General features: G+C 67.4%; 16 protein-coding genes. 11 read left to right on the top strand and 5 right to left on the bottom strand.

Features of this window, described 5'->3' with window-relative positions:
- Positions 1-13 precede the first annotated feature (13 nt).
- The 4 genes from AC07S4_RS19880 to AC07S4_RS19865 are packed head-to-tail and all read right to left on the bottom strand — an operon-like array spanning position 14 to position 3380.
- Complete coding sequence (locus tag AC07S4_RS19880; protein ID WP_494988294.1) at positions 14-724, bottom strand: ABC transporter ATP-binding protein; 711 nt, start codon at positions 722-724, stop codon at positions 14-16.
- Positions 721-1485, bottom strand: coding sequence for an ABC transporter ATP-binding protein (locus AC07S4_RS19875; RefSeq protein ID WP_494988293.1), 765 nt, complete (start codon positions 1483-1485; stop codon positions 721-723). Before AC07S4_RS19875 ends, AC07S4_RS19880 begins: the two co-directional genes overlap by 4 nt.
- The gene (locus AC07S4_RS19870; RefSeq protein WP_494988292.1) at positions 1482-2450 is read right to left on the bottom strand and encodes a branched-chain amino acid ABC transporter permease; all 969 of its coding nucleotides are present in this window, start codon (positions 2448-2450) and stop codon (positions 1482-1484) included. The genes AC07S4_RS19875 and AC07S4_RS19870 overlap by 4 nt, the downstream gene beginning before the upstream one ends.
- A 9-nt stretch (positions 2451-2459) precedes the next feature.
- Positions 2460-3380 carry a branched-chain amino acid ABC transporter permease gene (locus AC07S4_RS19865; protein ID WP_161074284.1) on the bottom strand — a complete coding sequence of 307 codons (921 nt, stop codon included), beginning with the start codon at positions 3378-3380 and terminating at the stop codon, positions 2460-2462.
- Positions 3381-3602: 222 nt separating this feature from the next.
- Here AC07S4_RS19865 and AC07S4_RS19860 point away from each other — a divergent pair, with 222 nt between their 5' ends.
- From AC07S4_RS19860 to AC07S4_RS19810, 11 genes are all read left to right on the top strand, one after another.
- Complete coding sequence (locus AC07S4_RS19860) at positions 3603-5231, top strand: AMP-binding protein (RefSeq protein ID WP_494988291.1); 1629 nt, start codon at positions 3603-3605, stop codon at positions 5229-5231.
- A gap of 67 nt (positions 5232-5298) precedes the next feature.
- Positions 5299-6495: an ABC transporter substrate-binding protein gene (locus AC07S4_RS19855; protein WP_494988290.1), complete on the top strand. Its 1197-nt coding sequence runs from the start codon at positions 5299-5301 to the stop codon at positions 6493-6495.
- Positions 6496-6505: 10 nt separating this feature from the next.
- Entirely contained in the window at positions 6506-8902 is a 2397-nt protein-coding gene (locus tag AC07S4_RS19850) for a bifunctional salicylyl-CoA 5-hydroxylase/oxidoreductase (RefSeq protein ID WP_494988289.1), read from the top strand.
- Positions 8903-8904: 2 nt separating this feature from the next.
- Positions 8905-9714, top strand: coding sequence for an SDR family NAD(P)-dependent oxidoreductase (locus AC07S4_RS19845; protein WP_494988288.1), 810 nt, complete (start codon positions 8905-8907; stop codon positions 9712-9714).
- Between the two features lie 11 nt (positions 9715-9725).
- On the top strand, positions 9726-10283 hold the full coding sequence (locus AC07S4_RS19840; RefSeq protein WP_494988287.1) for a MarR family winged helix-turn-helix transcriptional regulator: 558 nt from the start codon (positions 9726-9728) through the stop codon (positions 10281-10283).
- Positions 10284-10293: 10 nt separating this feature from the next.
- Positions 10294-11148, top strand: a complete 855-nt coding sequence (locus tag AC07S4_RS19835; protein ID WP_494988286.1) for an enoyl-CoA hydratase family protein — start codon at positions 10294-10296, stop codon at positions 11146-11148.
- Between the two features lie 9 nt (positions 11149-11157).
- Positions 11158-12315, top strand: a complete 1158-nt coding sequence (locus AC07S4_RS19830; RefSeq protein WP_494988285.1) for an acyl-CoA dehydrogenase family protein — start codon at positions 11158-11160, stop codon at positions 12313-12315.
- 18 nt (positions 12316-12333) lie between these two features.
- A complete protein-coding gene (locus tag AC07S4_RS19825) occupies positions 12334-12732 on the top strand; it encodes a RidA family protein (RefSeq protein WP_161074291.1) in 399 nt (132 codons plus the stop codon).
- Positions 12729-14261 (top strand): 3-hydroxyacyl-CoA dehydrogenase, encoded by a 1533-nt coding sequence (locus tag AC07S4_RS19820; protein WP_494988284.1) that lies wholly within the window; start codon positions 12729-12731, stop codon positions 14259-14261. The genes AC07S4_RS19825 and AC07S4_RS19820 overlap by 4 nt, the downstream gene beginning before the upstream one ends.
- A gap of 30 nt (positions 14262-14291) precedes the next feature.
- Positions 14292-15476 carry an acyl-CoA dehydrogenase gene (locus AC07S4_RS19815; protein WP_494988283.1) on the top strand — a complete coding sequence of 395 codons (1185 nt, stop codon included), beginning with the start codon at positions 14292-14294 and terminating at the stop codon, positions 15474-15476.
- Between the two features lie 21 nt (positions 15477-15497).
- On the top strand, positions 15498-16406 hold the full coding sequence (locus AC07S4_RS19810; RefSeq protein WP_494988282.1) for an alpha/beta hydrolase: 909 nt from the start codon (positions 15498-15500) through the stop codon (positions 16404-16406).
- Between the two features lie 4 nt (positions 16407-16410).
- Here the strand turns inward: AC07S4_RS19810 and AC07S4_RS19805 are convergent, their stop codons facing one another.
- Positions 16411-17286 carry an extracellular catalytic domain type 1 short-chain-length polyhydroxyalkanoate depolymerase gene (locus tag AC07S4_RS19805; protein WP_494988281.1) on the bottom strand — a complete coding sequence of 292 codons (876 nt, stop codon included), beginning with the start codon at positions 17284-17286 and terminating at the stop codon, positions 16411-16413.
- Positions 17287-17351: the final 65 nt, after the last annotated feature.

The following is a 17351-nucleotide window of genomic DNA, read 5'->3' as shown; positions in this document are numbered from 1 at the left end:
TAACCCGCCATTCTCAAACCCCTACGTAGCGGTGCCAAACATCCGGCGCCGCCCGCAGCGTGGGCGAATCCCCCGACCACACCACCTTGCCGCGCTCGATAATCGTGTGCTGGTCCGCAAAGCGCGTCAGCCGCTCCACGTATTTATCGATCACCAGCGTGGTCTGTCCCACGCTGCGCAGCCGCTCCAGGCAGTGCCAGATCTCCTCGCGTATCAGCGGCGCCAGCCCTTCCGTGGCCTCGTCCAGTATCAGCAAATGCGGATTGGTCATCAGCGCGCGGCCTATGGCCAGCATCTGCTGCTCGCCGCCGGACAGCTGCTTGCCCATATTGCGCGAGCGCTCCCGCAAGCGCGGAAACAGCTCGTAAATGCGCGCCAGCGTCCACGGCTCGGCCGCCTTCGAGCGGTTGGCCGAAAAAGCCACCAGGTTCTCCTCCACCGTCAGGTTGGGGAAAATCTGCCGCCCCTCCGGCACGATCGCCACGCCGGAGCGGGCGATGCGGTCCGTCGCCATGGCGTCGATGCGCTCGCCGTTGAAGGTGATGCTGCCGCTGCCTATGCGGTTCAGCCCCAGGATGGAACGTATGGTGGTGCTCTTGCCCATGCCGTTGCGGCCCAGCAGCGTGGCGATGTCGCCGCGCCTGATCTCGAACGTCACGCCGAACAGCACCTGGCTGCTGCCATAGGCCGCCGTAATGTCCTGCACCTTCAGTATCGCGCTCATGCCGCCACCTCGTCTTCCAGTTCGTCGCCCAAATAGGCCTTCTTCACTTCCAGATTGCAGCGGATCTGGTCCGGCGTGCCGGTGGCGATGATGCGGCCCGACACCAGCACCGAAATCCGGTCCGCCATGCGGAACACGGCGTCCATATCGTGCTCGATGATGAGCACCGCGATCTCCGGCCGCAGGCTTTCGATCAGCGGTATCATCTCCACCGATTCCTCGTGCCCCATGCCGGCCATCGGCTCGTCCAGCAGCAGCAGGCGCGGACGCGTGGCCAGCGCCAGGCCCAGCTCCAGCTGCCGCTGCGCGCCGTGCGCGAGATTGCCCGCCAGCCCGTCCACCTGCCGTCCCAGGCCCACCCGGTCCGCCAGCGCGCGCGCCTCCTCGAACATGGCGCGCTCGCCCAGCGCCGGCCGCCAGAAGCGCATGCTGGAGCCGCTGCGCGCCTGCACCGCCAGCGCCAGGTTGTCCAGCACCGAAAAGCGCGGGAAGATATTGGTGATCTGGTAGGAGCGCGCCAGCCCGGCCTGCACCCGCAAGTGCATGGGCACGCGCGTGACGTCCGCCCCGGCGAAGACGATGCGGCCGCTGTCGGACGCCAGCGCGCCGGAGATCTGGTGTATCAGCGTGGTCTTGCCCGCGCCGTTGGGGCCGATGATGGCGTGGATCTCGCCCGCGTTCACCGTCAGGTTGAGATTGTCCGTCGCAGTCAGGCCGCCGTAGCGCTTGACCAGCCCTTGCAGTTCCAGCAGCACGCTCATTTTACTGCTCCCTTGGTGTTGAAACGGTCGGCCAGGCTGGCCATGCCCTTGGGCAGCAGCAGCACCACGACCAGCAGCAGCACGCCCAGCGGCAGCTGCCAGTGCTCGGTATAGCCGGACAGGACTTCCTCCAGCAGCAGCAAGGCGAAAGCGCCCAGCGCGCCGCCCCAGAAATAGCCCGCGCCGCCCAGGATCACCATCACCATCAGGCTGCCGGACTGGGTCCAGTGCACCAGGCTGGGGCTCACCAGCATGTTCTGGTTGGCGATCAGCGCGCCCGCCAGCCCGGCCAGCGCGCCGGCGATGGCGAAGCAGGTCAGCTTGTAGCGGAACACCGGGTAGCCGATGGCGGCCATGCGCGTTTCATTTTCGCGCACCGCCTGCAGCACGCGGCCGAAACGGGAATTGACCAGGCGGTGCAGCAGCAGCAGGCAGGCCGCCAGCAAGGCCAGCACCACGTAGTAGAAGGCCGTGTCGCCCGACAGGTCCACGCCCGGCAGGCCGAGCGAGGAACGCGATGTCAGGTTCAGACCGTCCTCGCCGCCGTAGCTGCGCAGCGAGATGAACAGGTAGTACACCATCTGCGCGAAGGCCAGCGTGATCATGATGAAGTAGATGCCGCGCGTGCGCAGGCACAGCGCGCCTATCGCCAGCGCCAACAGCCCGCCCACCAGCATGGCCAGCGGCCAGGCGATCCAGGCCGACGCCACGCCGTGCTGCATCAGGATGCCGACCGCGTAGGCCCCGGCGCCGAAATAGGCCGCGTGGCCCAGGCTGACCATGCCGCCGAAGCCGAGAATGAGATTGAGGCTGCTGGCCGCCAGCGCGAAGATCATCAGGCGGCAGGCCATGCTCACATAGAACTCCTGGCCCAAGGCCTGCGCGCCCAGCGGAAAGGCCAGGAAAACCGCCAGCAGCGCCAGGGTGCGCGGCAGCGGGAGTTGGTGGTGCAGATTGCTGTGCATGGTGGGCTCCTAGCCGCGTGCGGGGAACAAGCCCTCGGGTTTAAAGAACAGCACGGCGGCCATCAGGATGTAGATCAGCATCGATGACAGCGCCGCGCCCAGGTCGGCCATCAGGCCCTCGGGCGCCAGCGAGCGCGTGAGCACCGGCAGCAAGGTGCGGCTCAGCGTATCGACCATGCCCACCAGCAGCGCCCCGGCCAGCGCGCCCCGGATCGAGCCTATGCCGCCGATGACGATGACCACGAAAGCCAGTATCAATATGCCCTCCCCCATGCCCGACTGCACCGTGAGTATGGGGCCGAGCAAGGCGCCCGCCAGGCCGCACAGCGCGGCGCCGAAGGCGAACAGCAGCGTGAACACGCGGCCTATGCTGGCGCCCATCACCACCGCCATTTCGCGGTTGGACGCGCCGGCCCGCACCACCATGCCGATGCGGGTCTTCACCACAACAAAGTACAACAGCAGCGCCACCGCCAGGCCGGCGCCGATAATGAACAGGCGGTAGGCCGAATAGCTGAAGTCCTGCGTGAACTGCACCGGCGTGGCCAGCGCGGCCGGCACGTTCAGCGAAATCGGCGCCGCGCCCCACAGCATGCGCGCGGCCTGGTTGAAGATGAGGATGAGCGCAAACGTGGCCAGCACCTGCGACAGGTGGTCGCGCCGGTACAGCCTGCGCACCACGGCCAGCTCCAGCACCACGCCCAGCAGCGCCGTCGCGCCCACCGCCAGCAGCAGCCCCAGCCAGTAGGAGCCGGTCAGCCCGGTGAAGCTGGCGGCGAAATAGGCGCCCGCCATGTACAGCGAACCGTGCGCCAGGTTCACCAGGTCCATAATGCCCAGCACCAGTGTCAGCCCGGCCGCCAGCAAAAACAGCATCAGGCCGAATTGCAGGCCGTTCAGGCCGTGCTCTATCAGTAGCGCGATATCCATGCCCATCCTTCCCCGAAGTACCCCGTCAAAATTACTTTAAGCCTCAAGCATATTACCCGAAATCCGCGCCGTTCCAAGCTTTTTCGCAGGGCGGCAACGCGTTTTTTTGAGCCGCGACATTTATCTTGACGCCTATATATTTTAAGCTTAAAGTATATTTCAGAGCATCTGGAAAGCAAGCAGTTCGAACGCCCCCACAGACATAGTCAACACGGAGCAGAAATGATCGCTACAGGCTACACCGACACCTTCGCCAGGGACAATCTGCCGCCCCGCGAGCTATGGCCGGACATGGCGGCCGCCCTGCCGGAGCTGCAATACCCGGACCGCCTGAACTGCGCCGCCGCGCTGCTGGACGATATGGTGGCCCAGGGCTTTGGCCCCCGCCCCGCCATCCACAGCTACCAGGAATCGTGGACCTACGCCGAACTGCTGGAAAAAGTGGACCGCATCGCCCACGTGCTGCGCGGCCCGCTCGGCCTGCAAGCGGGCAACCGCGTGCTGCTGCGCGGCGCCAACAGCCCCATGATGGCGGCCTGCGCGCTGGCCGTGCTGAAAGCGGGCTGCGTGCTGGTGCCCACCATGCCGCTGCTGCGCGCCAAGGAACTGTCCACCGCGCTCACCAAGGCCAAGGTCAACGCCGTGCTGTGCGCCGCCGCGCTGGCCGAGGAGATGGAACTGGCGCGCGGCCAGACCGGCATGGCCGGCCCCGCCGTCTACTTCGGTGCAGCCGATGCAGGCGCCGCAGGCAGCCTGGAAGAGCTGATGCGGCAGCAGCCGTCCAGCTTCAAGGCCGCCGACACCGCCGCCGACGACGTCTGCATCATCGGCTTCACCTCCGGCACCACCGGCGTCCCCAAGGGCACCATGCACTTCCACCGCGACGTGCTGGCCATCTGCGACTGCTTCCCGCGTTCCACGCTGCGCTCCGGCGCGACCGACGTGTTCATCGGCACGCCGCCGCTGGCCTTCACCTTCGGCCTGGGCGGCCTGCTGCTGTTCCCGCTGCGCGTGGGCGCCGCCGCCGTGCTGCTGGACCGCCTTACGCCCGACCTGCTGCTGAAAGCCATCCAGGACTTCCGCGCCACCATCTGCTTCACCGCCCCCACCTTCTATCGCCTGATGGCGCCGCTGGCCAAGGCCTACGACCTGTCGTCGCTGCAGAAGGCCGTGTCGGCCGGCGAAGCCCTGCCCACCGCCACCCGCACGCTGTGGCGCGAGAGCACCGGCCTGGAAATCATCGACGGCATAGGCGCCACCGAAATGCTGCACATCTTTATCTCGGCGGCCGGCGATGACGTCCGGCCCGGCGCCACCGGCAAGGCCATCCCCGGCTACCAGGCCTGCGTGCTCGGCCCGGACGGCAAGGAGCTGCCGCCCGGCGAAGTGGGCCAGCTGGCCGTGAAAGGCCCCACCGGCTGCCGCTACCTGGACGACGCGCGCCAGGAACAATATGTGCGCAACGGCTGGAACCTCACCGGCGACGCCTACCGCATGGACCAGGATGGCTATTTCTGGTACCACGCGCGCACCGACGACATGATTATTTCGGCTGGCTATAATATCGCCGCGCCCGAAGTGGAGGACGCGCTGATGTGCCATCCGGCCGTGGCCGAATGCGCGGTGGTCGGCTGGCCGGACGAGGAGCGCGGCCAGATCGTGAAGGCCTTCGTGGTGCTGCGCCAGGGCCAGGACGCCAGCGCGGAGCTGGCGCGCGCCCTGCAGGAGCATGTAAAACAAACCGTGGCGCCGTACAAGTATCCGCGCGCCGTGGAATTTCTGGCGGCGCTGCCGCGCACCCAGAGCGGCAAGCTGCAGCGCCATGTGCTGCGCAGCGCGCCGGCGAAATAAGCCCGTGCATAAGCCAGTAAATAAGCCAGTAAATAAGCCCGTCCCACCACCCAACCAGGAGCCGCCAGTGAAATTCACCGCCATCACCCTACGCCACACCGCCCTCGCCGCCGCAGCAGCCGCCGCCCTGTCCAGTGCCGCCGCCCCCGCGCTCGCCGCGGACAGCGTGAAAGTCGGCATGGTGACCACGCTGTCCGGCGCCGGCGCCGGCCTGGGCGTGGATATCCGCGACGGCTTCTCGCTCGCGCTCACCCACCTGGGCAACAAGATGGGCAACCTGCCGGTGGAAGTGATCACCGGCGACGACCAGCAATCGCCGGACGTGGCCAAGCAGCTGGTCGACAAGATGATCAAGAAGGACAAGGTCGACTTCATGAGCGGCATCGTGTTCTCCAACCTGATGCTGGCGGTCGGCCCCACGGTGTTCAACTCCAAGACCTACTTCGTCAGCGCCAACGCCGGTCCTTCGCAATACGCGGGCGAGCAGTGCAACCCCTATTTCTACAACGTGGCCTGGCAGAACGACAATCTGCACGAGGCGGTGGGCCAGCAGGTGCAGCAGCGCGGCTTCAAGAACGTGGCCCTGATCGCCCCCAACTACCCGGCCGGCAAGGACGCGCTGACCGGCTTCAAGCGCTACTACAAAGGCAAGGTGGCCGACGAGATCTACACCAAGCTGGGCCAGCTGGACTACGGCACCGAGCTGGCGCAGCTGCGCGCGCTGAAAGCGGACGCGGTCTACATCTTCCTGCCGGGCGGCATGGGCATCAACTTCATCAAGCAGTTCGTGGACGCCGGCCTGTCGAAGAACCTGCAGCTATTCGGCCCCGGCTTCTCGGCCGACGAGGACATCATCCGCGCCGTGGGCGCGCCCATGCTGGGCATGTTCAACGCCTCGCAGTGGGGCCACGACATCGACAACCCGCAGAACAAGCGCTTCGTCGCCGACTTCGAGAAGACCTACGGCCGCCTGCCCAGCCTCTACGCCTCGCAAGGCTACGACGCCGCCATGCTGATGGATTCGGCCGTGCGCGCCGTCAAAGGCAACCTGGCCGACAAGGCCGGCGTGGGCAAGGCCCTGCAAGCGGCCAGCTTCAAGTCCGTGCGCGGCGACTTCAAGTTCAACCGCAACCACTTCCCGGTGCAGAAGTATTACGCCCGCATGATAGGCAAGGACGGCCAGGGCCGCATCACCAACCGCACCCTCGGCGTGGTATTCGACGCCCACCAGGACGCCTACGTGGGCGCCTGCAAGCTGCAATAAAGGAGACACGATGAACATCACCTGCATAGGCGGCGGCCCCGCCGGACTGTATTTCGGCCTGCTGATGAAAAAGCAGAACCCAGCCAACCAGATCACCGTCGTCGAGCGCAACCGCGCCTACGACACCTTTGGCTGGGGCGTGGTGTTCTCGGACCAAACCCTGGGCAACCTGGTCAACGCCGACGAGCAGACCGCGCGCACCATCCTGCAGTCCTTCAACCACTGGGACGACATCGACACCCATTTCAAGGGCGCCAAAGTCACCTCGGGCGGCCACGGCTTCTGCGGCATAGGCCGCAAGCGCCTGCTCAACATCCTGCAAAGCCGCTGCGAGGAACTGGGCGTGAAGCTGGTGTTCGAAACCGACGTGGCGGACGACCAGGAAATCGCCGCCGCCTACAATGCGGACCTGGTCATCGCCAGCGATGGCCTGAACAGCCGCATCCGCACCCGCTACGCCGCCAGCTACCAGCCGGACATCGAGCAGCGCAACTGCCGCTTCGTCTGGCTCGGCACCAAGAAGCTGTTCTCCGCCTTCACCTTCGCCTTCGAACAGACGGAGCACGGCTGGTTCCAGGCCCACGCCTACCAGTACGACGGCGATACCTCCACCTTCATCGTCGAGACACCGGAGGAAGTGTGGCGCAAGGCCGGCCTGGACCAGATGAGCCAGCAGGAATCCATCGCCTACTGCGAGCGCCTGTTCGCCAAGCACCTGGACGGCAATCCGCTGATCAGCAACGCCACCCATTTGCGCGGCTCGGCCGCGTGGATCACCTTCCCGCGCATCATCTGCAACAACTGGGTGCACTGGAACACCGTGGGCGGCAAGCGCGTGCCGGTGGTGCTGATGGGCGACGCCGCCCACAGCGCGCACTTCTCCATCGGCTCCGGCACCAAGCTGGCGCTGGAGGATGCGATCGAACTGGCGCGCTGCTTCGCGCAGCACGCCGGCGAAGGAATGGAACAGGTGCTGGACGCCTACCAGCGCGTGCGCGCAGTGGAAGTGCTGAAGATCCAGAGCGCGGCGCGCAACTCCATGGAATGGTTCGAGAACGTGGACCGCTACACCGCCATGGAAGCCGAGCAGTTCGCCTACTCCATGCTGACGCGCAGCCAGCGCCTGTCGCACGAGAACCTGCGCGTGCGCGACGCCGGCTACGTGGAACGCTATGAGGGCTGGATCGCCGAACACGCCCACGCGCAGGCCGGACTGCCGCCGCCGGCGTCCGGCCGCCACAGCATTCCGCCCATGCTCACGCCGTTCAAGCTGCGCGGCACCTTGCTGAAGAACCGCATCGTGGTCTCGCCCATGGCCCAGTACTCGGCGGTGGACGGCGTGGCGGGCGACTACCACCTGGTGCACCTGGGCGCGCGCGCCCAAGGCGGCGCCGGCCTGGTGTTCGCCGAAATGACCTGCGTCTCGGCGGACGCGCGCATCACGCCCGCCTGCCCCGGCCTGTACGCGCCGGAACACACGGCGGCCTGGAAGCGCATCGTCGACTTCGTGCATAACAACACCAGCGCCAAGATCGCCATGCAGATCGGCCACGCCGGCGCCAAGGGCTCCACCCGCCGCGCCTGGGACGGCATCGACCAGCCGCTGGAAAGCGGCAACTGGCCGCTGGTGTCGGCCTCCGAACAGCAATACCTGCCCGGCGTATCGCAAACGGCGCGCGCAGCCACCGCCGAAGACCTGGCCCGCATCAAGGCCGATTTCGTCTCCGCCACCGTGGCGGCGGCCGAAGCGGGCTTCGACTGGCTGGAACTGCACTGCGCGCACGGCTACCTGCTGTCGTCCTTCATTTCGCCGCTGACCAACCAGCGCCAGGACGAATACGGCGGCTCGCTGGAAAACCGCTGCCGCTATCCGCTGGAAGTATTCAAGGCCGTGCGCGCCGCCTGGCCGCAGGACAAGCCGATCAGCGTGCGCATTTCCGCGCACGACTGGGTGGAAGGCGGCATCACGCCCGACGACGCGGTGGCCATCGCCCGCCTGTTCAAGGCCGCCGGCGCGGACATGATCGACTGCTCGTCCGGCCAGGTCAGCAAGCGCGAAAAGCCGGTCTACGGCCGCATGTTCCAGACCCCGTTCGCGGACCGCGTGCGCAACGAGGCCGGCATACCGACCATCGCCGTGGGCGCCATCTTCGAGGCGGACCACGCCAACAGCATCATCGCCGCCGGCCGCGCCGACCTGTGCGCCGTGGCGCGTCCGCACCTGGCCAATCCGGCATGGACGCTGACCGAGGCGGCCAAGATCGGCTACCTGGACGTGGAATGGCCGCAGCAGTACACGGCGGGCAAGGTGCAGCTGGAGCGCAACCTGGAGCGCGAACGCCAGATCGCGGCCGCCAGCAGCGGCATGACGCCGCAGCAGATCGCAGCCAAGCTGCTGGAAGGATGAGCATGAATAGCGCAATACAGGCCGGCACCACGCCCGGTCCGCTGCACGGCAAACACGCTTTCGTCACCGGCGGCGGGCGCGGCATCGGCAGCGCGATCGCCGCTGCGCTGCTGGCGCAAGGCGCGCGGGTGACACTGGCCGGACGCACGGCGGCGGTGCTGGAACAGACGGCGCGCGAGCTGGCGTCGTCCCCGGACACTGCCATAGCCTTCGTCACCGTCGACGTCACCAGCCGCGAATCCGTCAACGCCGCGCTGGCCGAGGCGGCACGCCGCCACGGCCCCATCGCCATCCTGGTCAACAACGCCGGGCAAGCCGCCTCCGCCCCCTTCGCCAAGACCGGCGACGACATCTGGCGCCGGATGATGGCGGTGAACCTGGACGGCACCTACCACTGCATCCAGGCCGCGCTGCCCGGCATGCTGGCGGCGGGCTGGGGCCGCATCGTCAACATCGCCAGCACGGCGGGCATGACGGGCTACGCCTACGTGTCCGCCTACTGCGCCGCCAAGCACGGCGTGATCGGCCTCACGCGCTCGCTGGCGCTGGAACTGGCGACCAAAGGCATCACCGTGAACGCGGTCTGCCCCGGCTACACGGAAACCGATATCGTCAAGGACGCCGTCGCCAACATCGTCGCCAAGACCGGCCGCAGCGAAGAGCAGGCGCGCGCCGAACTGGCGGCGGGCAACCCGCAGAAACAGCTGGTCCAGCCGGACCAGGTAGCCAGCGCCGTGGCCTGGCTGTGCCAGCCGGGCGCCAGCGCCATGACCGGCCAATCGCTGGCCGTGGCCGGCGGCGAGATCATGTAAGGAGCAGAAGAATGACGCGCAAATCACCAGCCAAAGCCATCCTGCAGGCCGTGCCCGCGCCCACATCGGCACCGGCGCAGGGTTCCCAGGTATTCGACCTGGAATCGCGCCTGACGCAGGACCACCACCAGTCGCTCAAGCTGTGGCTGCGCATGCTGTCCTGCACCACCATGATAGAGAGCGAGATCCGCACCCGGCTGCGCAACGAATTCGGCATCACCCTGCCGCGCTTCGACCTGATGGCGCAGCTGCAGCGCCATCCCGAGGGCCTGCGCATGGGCGAGCTGTCCAAGCGCATGATGGTCACCGGCGGCAATATCACCGGCATCACCGACCAGCTGGAACATGAAAAACTGGTGCTGCGCGTGCCGGACCCGAAAGACCGCCGCGCCTACAGCGTAAAGCTCACCGCCGCCGGACGCCGCTCCTTCGAGCGCATGGCGCTGGTGCACGAAGGCTGGATCGCCGACATGCTGGACGGCCTGTCGGTGCAGGAAAAGAACGACATGATCGCGCTGCTGTCGCGCATGAAAGGCCATCTGAGCGACGGCCCCCAACACGAAGAATAAGGAACACACCATGCGCCACCTCCCCGGCACCCCGCACCAGCTGCCCGGCAACAGCCTCTCGCTGGCCGGCTACCAGGCCTCCCACTTCAAGTTCGAAGTGCAGGCCGGCGTCGCCACGCTGACCCTGAACCGCCCCGAGCGCAAGAACCCGCTCACCTTCGAGTCCTACGCCGAGCTGCGCGACCTGTTCCGCGCGCTGGCCTACGCGGAGGACGTGAAGGCCGTCGTCATCACCGGCGCGGGCGAGAACTTCTGCTCCGGCGGCGACGTGCACGACATCATCGGCCCGCTGACCAGGCTGGACATGCCCGGCCTGCTGGCCTTCACCCGCATGACGGGCGACCTGGTGAAAGCCGTGCGCGCCTGCCCGCAGCCGGTGATCGCCGCCATCGACGGCGTATGCGCCGGCGCCGGCGCCATCCTGGCCATGGCCTCCGATATGCGCCTGGGCACGGAGCGCAGCAAGACCGCCTTCCTGTTCACCCGCGTGGGCCTGGCCGGCTGCGACATGGGCGCCTGCGCGCTGCTGCCGCGCCTGATCGGCCAGGGCCGGGCCGCCGAGCTGCTGTTCACCGGCCGCTCCATGGCCGGCCCCGAGGGCGAACGCTGGGGCTTCTTCAACAGCCTGCACGAACCGGCCGCGCTGCTGCCGGCGGCGCAGGCGCTGGCGCAGGGCCTGGCCAGCGGCCCCACTTTCGCGCACGGCATGACCAAGAAAATGCTGCAGCAGGAGTGGAATATGGGCGTGGACGAAGCCATCGAAGCGGAAGCGCAGGCGCAGGCCATCTGCATGGCCACCAACGACTTCCACCGCGCCTACCACGCTTTCGTGGCCAAGCAAAAACCCGAATTCGAAGGCAATTAAGGAGACGCCATGTCCGACAAGAATTACCTGAGCTGGCCCTTCCTGGAGCCGCGCCACCGTCAGCTCGAGCAGGAACTGGACAGCTGGGCCGCGCAGCACATCTCGCAGGAGCACGGGCACGACGTGGACGCAGCCTGCCGCGCGCTGGTTGCCCGGCTGGGCCAGTCCGGCTGGCTGGCGCACGCCATTGCCGGCACCCGCCACGGCGGCGGCGCCGATGTGATCGACACCCGCGCCCTGTGCCTGATCCGCGAAACGCTGGCGCGCCACAACGGCCTGGCCGATTTCGCCTTCGCCATGCAGGGCCTGGGCTCGGGCGCCATCAGCCTGTTCGGCAGCGACGCAAACCGCGAAACCTATCTGCCCCGCGTGGCGCGCGGCGAAGCCATTGCGGCGTTCGCGCTGTCCGAGCCGCAGGCCGGTTCCGACGTAGCGGCCATGCAATGCGCCGCCGTGCAGGACGGCGACAGCTACGTCCTGGACGGCGAAAAGACCTGGATTTCCAACGGCGGCATCGCCGACTTCTATGTGGTGTTCGCCCGCACCGGCGAACAGCCGGGCGCGCGCGGCATCTCCGCCTTTATCGTGGAAGCGGGCACGCCGGGCTTCGAGATTGCAGAGCGCATCAACGTGATCGCCCCGCACCCGCTGGCGCGGCTGAAGTTCTCCAACTGCCGCATCCCCGCCGCGCAGCGCCTCGGCGAAGCCGGCCAGGGCTTCAAGGTGGCCATGGCCACGCTGGACGTGTTCCGCACCTCCGTGGCCGCCGCCGCGCTGGGCTTTGCCCGCCGCGCGCTGGACGAAGCGCTGGCGCACGCCAAGCAGCGCAAGATGTTCGGCCAGACCCTGGCCGACTTCCAGCTGACCCAGGCCAAGCTGGCGCAGATGGCAACCGGCATCGACGCCGCCGCCCTGCTCACCTACCGCGCCGCCTGGCAGCGCGACCAGGGCCAGAACGTGACCAAGGAAGCCGCCATGGCCAAGCTCACCGCCACCGAAACCGCGCAGCAGGTAATCGACGCTGCGGTGCAGATGTTCGGCGGCCTGGGCGTGGTCAGCGAGCATCCGGTGGAAAGGCTGTACCGCGAAATCCGCTCGCTGCGCATCTACGAAGGCGCTTCCGAAGTCCAGCAACTGATCATCGCGCGCGAAATGCTGCGCGCATAAAAACCAATAGGGGACAACATGCAATTTCTGCAACCACCAGGCTGGGTACAGCCCAAAGGATACGCCAACGGCGTGGCGGCCAGCGGTCGCACCGTCTGCGTCAGCGGCATGATAGGCTGGGACGCGGAAGGCCGTTTCCACACCAGCGACTTCGCGGGCCAGGTTGAACAGGCGCTGCGCAACATCGTCGCCGTGCTGGCCGAAGCCAATGCGGGGCCGGAGCACGTTGTGCGCATGACGTGGTACGTGATCGACAAGAAGGAATACGTCGCCGCCTACAAGGAAATCGGCGCGGCCTACCGCGCCGTATTCGGCCGCCACTTCCCCGCCATGACGGCGGTGCAGGTCGCGGGCCTGATCGAGGACGAAGCCAAGGTGGAAATCGAAGTCACCGCCATCGTTCCGGAACCAGCATGAGCAATACGCTCGGCAAGCTCACGCTGGGCGTAGCTGGCGCGGGCGCCATGGGGCGCGGCATTGCGCAGGTGGCGGCGCAGGCCGGCGTCACCGTGCTGCTGTACGACGTGCAGGACGGCGCGGCCGGCAAGGCCGTGGCCACCGTGCGCGAACAGTTCGCCACGCTGGCCGCCAAGGGCAAGCTCACGCCGGATGCGGCCGGCGCGGCCGGCCTGAAACTGCACGCCGCCGCCTCGCTGCACGCGCTGGCCGATTGCGACATCATTATCGAAGCCATAGTCGAACAGCTGGAAGCCAAGCGCGCGCTGTTCGACGCGCTCGAAGCCATCGTTAATCCCAGCTGCGTGCTGGCGACGAATACCTCGTCGCTGTCCGTGACCGCCATTGCCGCCGGAGCGCAGCTGCCGGGCCGCATCGCGGGCTGCCACTTCTTCAATCCCGTGCCGCTGATGAAGGTGGCGGAAGTGATCGCCGGCGCGCTCACCGACGCCGGCGCCACGCAAGCACTCACCGCCTTCGTGCACCGCATCGGCCACACGCCGGTGCAGGCCAGCGACACGCCGGGCTTTATCGTCAACCACGCGGGGCGCGGCTACCTCACCGAAGCGCTCAGGATCGTCCAGGAAACCGTGGCCGATTTCGCGCAAGTGGACGCCGTGCTGCGCGGCGCCGCAGGCTTCCGCCTCGGCCCCTTCCAGCTGCTCGACCTGACCGGGCTGGATGTGTCGCATCCGGTAATGGAATCGATCTACCGCCAGTACTACCAGGAGCCGCGCTACCGCCCCAGCCCCATCACCGCGCAGCGCCTGTCCGCCGGCCTGCTGGGCAAGAAGACCGCGCGAGGCTTCTACCGCTATGACGACGGCAAGGCCGAGCCGCAGCCTGCCAACGCCACCGCTGCCGCCGCCTGGACCGGCCCAATCTGGCTGGACGCCCCCGACGCCGAAACGCAAGCCAGCCTGGCGGATCTGCTGCGCGGCCTCGGCGCCGAGGTCGAAACCGGTCCCCGCCCCTCCGCCAGCGCCCTGTGCCTGGTTGCGCCGCTGGGTGAAGACGTCAGCGCCTGCGTGGCGCGGCTGGACCTCGACGCCGGCCGCACGCTGGGCATCGACCCGCTCAGCACCGCCCACGCCACGCTGATGCTCAACCCCGCAACGGACACCGCGCTGGCCGCCCGCCTGCTCGCCCTGTTCGAGCAAGCCGGCCGCCCCGCCACCCTGGTCAGCGACAGCGCCGGCTTCATCGTGCAGCGCGTGCTAGCCACCATCATCAACATCGGCTGCGACATCGTCCAGCAAGGCATCTGCACGCCGTCCGACCTGGACAGCGCCGTCACGCTAGGCCTGGGCTACCCGCGCGGCCCGCTCGCCTGGGGCAACTACCTCGGTCCGCGCCGCGTGCTCGCCATCTTGAACAATCTGCATCGCCTGACCGGCGACCCGCGCTACCGTCCCAGCCCGTGGCTGACGCGCCGCGCCCAGCTCGGCCTGTCGCTGCTGCATACCAGCGGCGCCGCCGCAGCAAAATAAACGCCCCATCCAACAACCAGGAGAACACACATGGCACACGCAAAAGCATCCTTCCAGTGGGACGACCCCTTGCTGCTGTCCGCGCAGCTGACCGACGAAGAACGCATGGTGCGCGACGCGGCCCAGGCCTATTGCAACGACCGCCTTGCCCCGCGCGTGCTGGAAGCGTTCCGCCACGAGCGCACCGACCCGGCCATCTTCCGCGAAATGGGCGAACTGGGCCTGCTGGGCGCCACCATCCCGACGGAATACGGCGGCGCGGGACTGAACTACGTCTGCTACGGCCTGATCGCCCGCGAAGTCGAGCGCGTGGACTCCGGCTACCGCTCCATGATGAGCGTGCAAAGCTCGCTGGTGATGGTGCCCATCAATGAATTCGGCAGCGAAGCGCAAAAGCAGAAATACCTGCCCAAGCTGGCCACCGGCGAATGGATAGGCTGCTTCGGCCTGACGGAACCCAACCACGGCTCCGACCCCGGCAGCATGGTCACGCGCGCCAAGACCGTCCCGGGCGGCTACTCCCTGTCCGGCGCCAAGATGTGGATCACCAACAGCCCCATCGCCGACGTGTTCGTGGTCTGGGCCAAGACCGACGACGGCCGGATACGCGGCTTCATCCTGGAAAAAGGCTGGAAAGGCCTGAGCGCGCCCGCCATCCACGGCAAGGTCAGCCTGCGCGCCTCCATCACCGGCGAGATCGTGATGGACGAAGTGTTCGTCCCCGAAGAAAACCTGCTGCCCGAAGTCTCGGGCCTGCGCGGCCCCTTCACCTGCCTGAACTCGGCGCGCTACGGCATCGCCTGGGGCGCGCTGGGCGCGGCGGAATTCTGCTGGCACACCGCGCGCCAGTACACCATGGACCGCATGCAGTTCGGCCGCCCGCTGGCCGCCAACCAGCTGATCCAGAAAAAACTGGCCGACATGCAGACCGACATCACGCTGGCCCTGCAAGGCTGCATGCAGCTGGGCCGCATGAAGGACGCCGGCACGGCGGCGGTGGAAATCACCTCCATGATGAAGCGCAATTCCTGCGGCAAGGCGCTGGAGGTGGCCCGCACGGCGCGCGATATGCTGGGCGGGAACGGCGTGTCCGACGAATTCGGCGTGATCCGCCACATGGTCAACCTGGAAGCGGTGAACACCTACGAAGGCACGCACGACGTGCACGCCCTGATCCTGGGCCGCGCGCAGACCGGCATTCCCGCGTTTTCCTGATCCACAGAGCGAGGAGGCGGCATGCGCAGCAAAGCCAGCATCATGGACGGCGCGGGGCAGCACGCCGCCGCGCTCTATCAGGGTTACAGCGCGGCGGAGCTGGACCGCCAGTACAACGCCCGCGCCACCGTGCCGGACGCCACCGTCTACCTGCGCGCCTACGCCGAGCAGAGCGCCGCCATGCGCGCCGCCCTGCCCTGCCACTGCGGCGTGGCCTACGGCGCGCACGAGGACGAGCAGCTCGACATCTTCCCCGCGCCCAAGCCGGGCAGTCCGGTGCTGGTCTACATCCACGGCGGCTACTGGCGCGCCCTGTCCAAGGACGACTCCAGCTTCATGGCCGCCACCTTCACAGCGGCCGGCGCCACCGTGGTGGCGGTCAACTACTCGCTGGCGCCCGGCGTGTCGCTGGACCATATCGTGGACCAGAACCGGCGCGCTCTGGCCTGGGTGCACCGCCATATCGCGCAATACAACGGCGACGCGGCGAAGATTTACCTGTGCGGCAGTTCGGCGGGCGGCCACCTGGTCGGCATGCTGCTGGCGCCGGGCTGGCAGCAGGCGCACGGCCTGCCGGACAAGGCTGCGGCGGGCGCCTGCCCGATCAGCGGCCTGATGGACCTGGCGCCCATCCCCGCCACGCATATCAACGAGTGGGCCAAGCTGGACGCGGCGGCGGCACGCCGCCTCAGCCCCCTGCACCACCTGCCCGAGCAAGGCGGCCCGCTGATCTCCTGCGTAGGCGGCGCGGAAACCGCCGAGTTCCGGCGCCAGAGCCGCAGCTACGCCGACGCCTATCGCGCCAGGGGCCTGGCGGCGGAGTACCTGGAAATAGAAGGCGCCAACCATTTCGACGTGGTGCTGGAACTCGCCAAAGCCGATAGCCCGCTCACCCGCGCCCTGCTGCGCATGATGGGCCTGGCCGGATGAGCTGCTAGCGGCGGTGTTTGGCGAAGAACTGCCACATGGCCTCGTTGGCGTCCATATCGCGGGTGGTCTTCCCGATGGGCAGGCCGACATTGAAGGGATCGGCGCCAGGCCAGGTATGGCCGCCTTCCCGCACCGTGGCCAGCGCCACGCTTTGCTCGCCGTTGCCCTGCTCGATCCACACCACGTCCTTGCCTTCGGCGCGGGGGCTTGGCGCAGCGGCCGCAATGCCGTTCCGCTTCAGCCAATAACTGTAGCTCTCCTCCGCTGACAGATAGCCGCCCGGCTTGCCGCCATAGGCCACCACCTGGTCCGCCGTGCCATGTATCAGCAGTACGCCCACCTGCGGGGGCTTGGCGGGATGGGCAGGGCTGGCGCTGTGCTGCACCACCGGCTCCGGCATCGGCGCGCCGACGGACGCAACGGCCGCAAACAGCTGGGGCAACTCGGCCGCGATCCGCAGCGCGAAGAAGCCGCCGCGCGACAGGCCGGCCGCATACACGCGCTGGCTGTCCACGCGGTAGTCCTGCTTGATTTTGGCCAGCAGCGCTTCGGTGTAGCCGATGTCGTCGCTGCCCTCAAAGTAGGACATGCCGAAACCCACGTTCCAGTCCTGCTTGATCCCCAAGGGATAGACCACGATGAACTGGTGGCGGTCCGCCGCGCGGTTCATCTGCGTATAAAGCATTTGCTCGGCCATGGTCATGCCGCTGCCGTGGAAATTGAACACCACCGGGAAAGCGCGCTTCGGCTGGCTGTCATACGACGCGGGCGTGTAGACAATGTAGCGGCGCTTCTCCTCCTTGTGAACCAGCGACTTCACTTGAGCGAGCGCCGGGCAAGACATGCCGACGAGGAGGATAAGGCTGATCAGGATTTTCATTTTGCGCACACGGGGAAAGTTGACGAGTACGCAGCATAGAAAAACGGCGGTGAAGCCGAGGTGAA

Source organism: Pseudoduganella sp. GW821-FHT05F09 (assembly GCF_059419605.1).
This window is presented reverse-complemented; position numbering and strand designations above follow the sequence as displayed.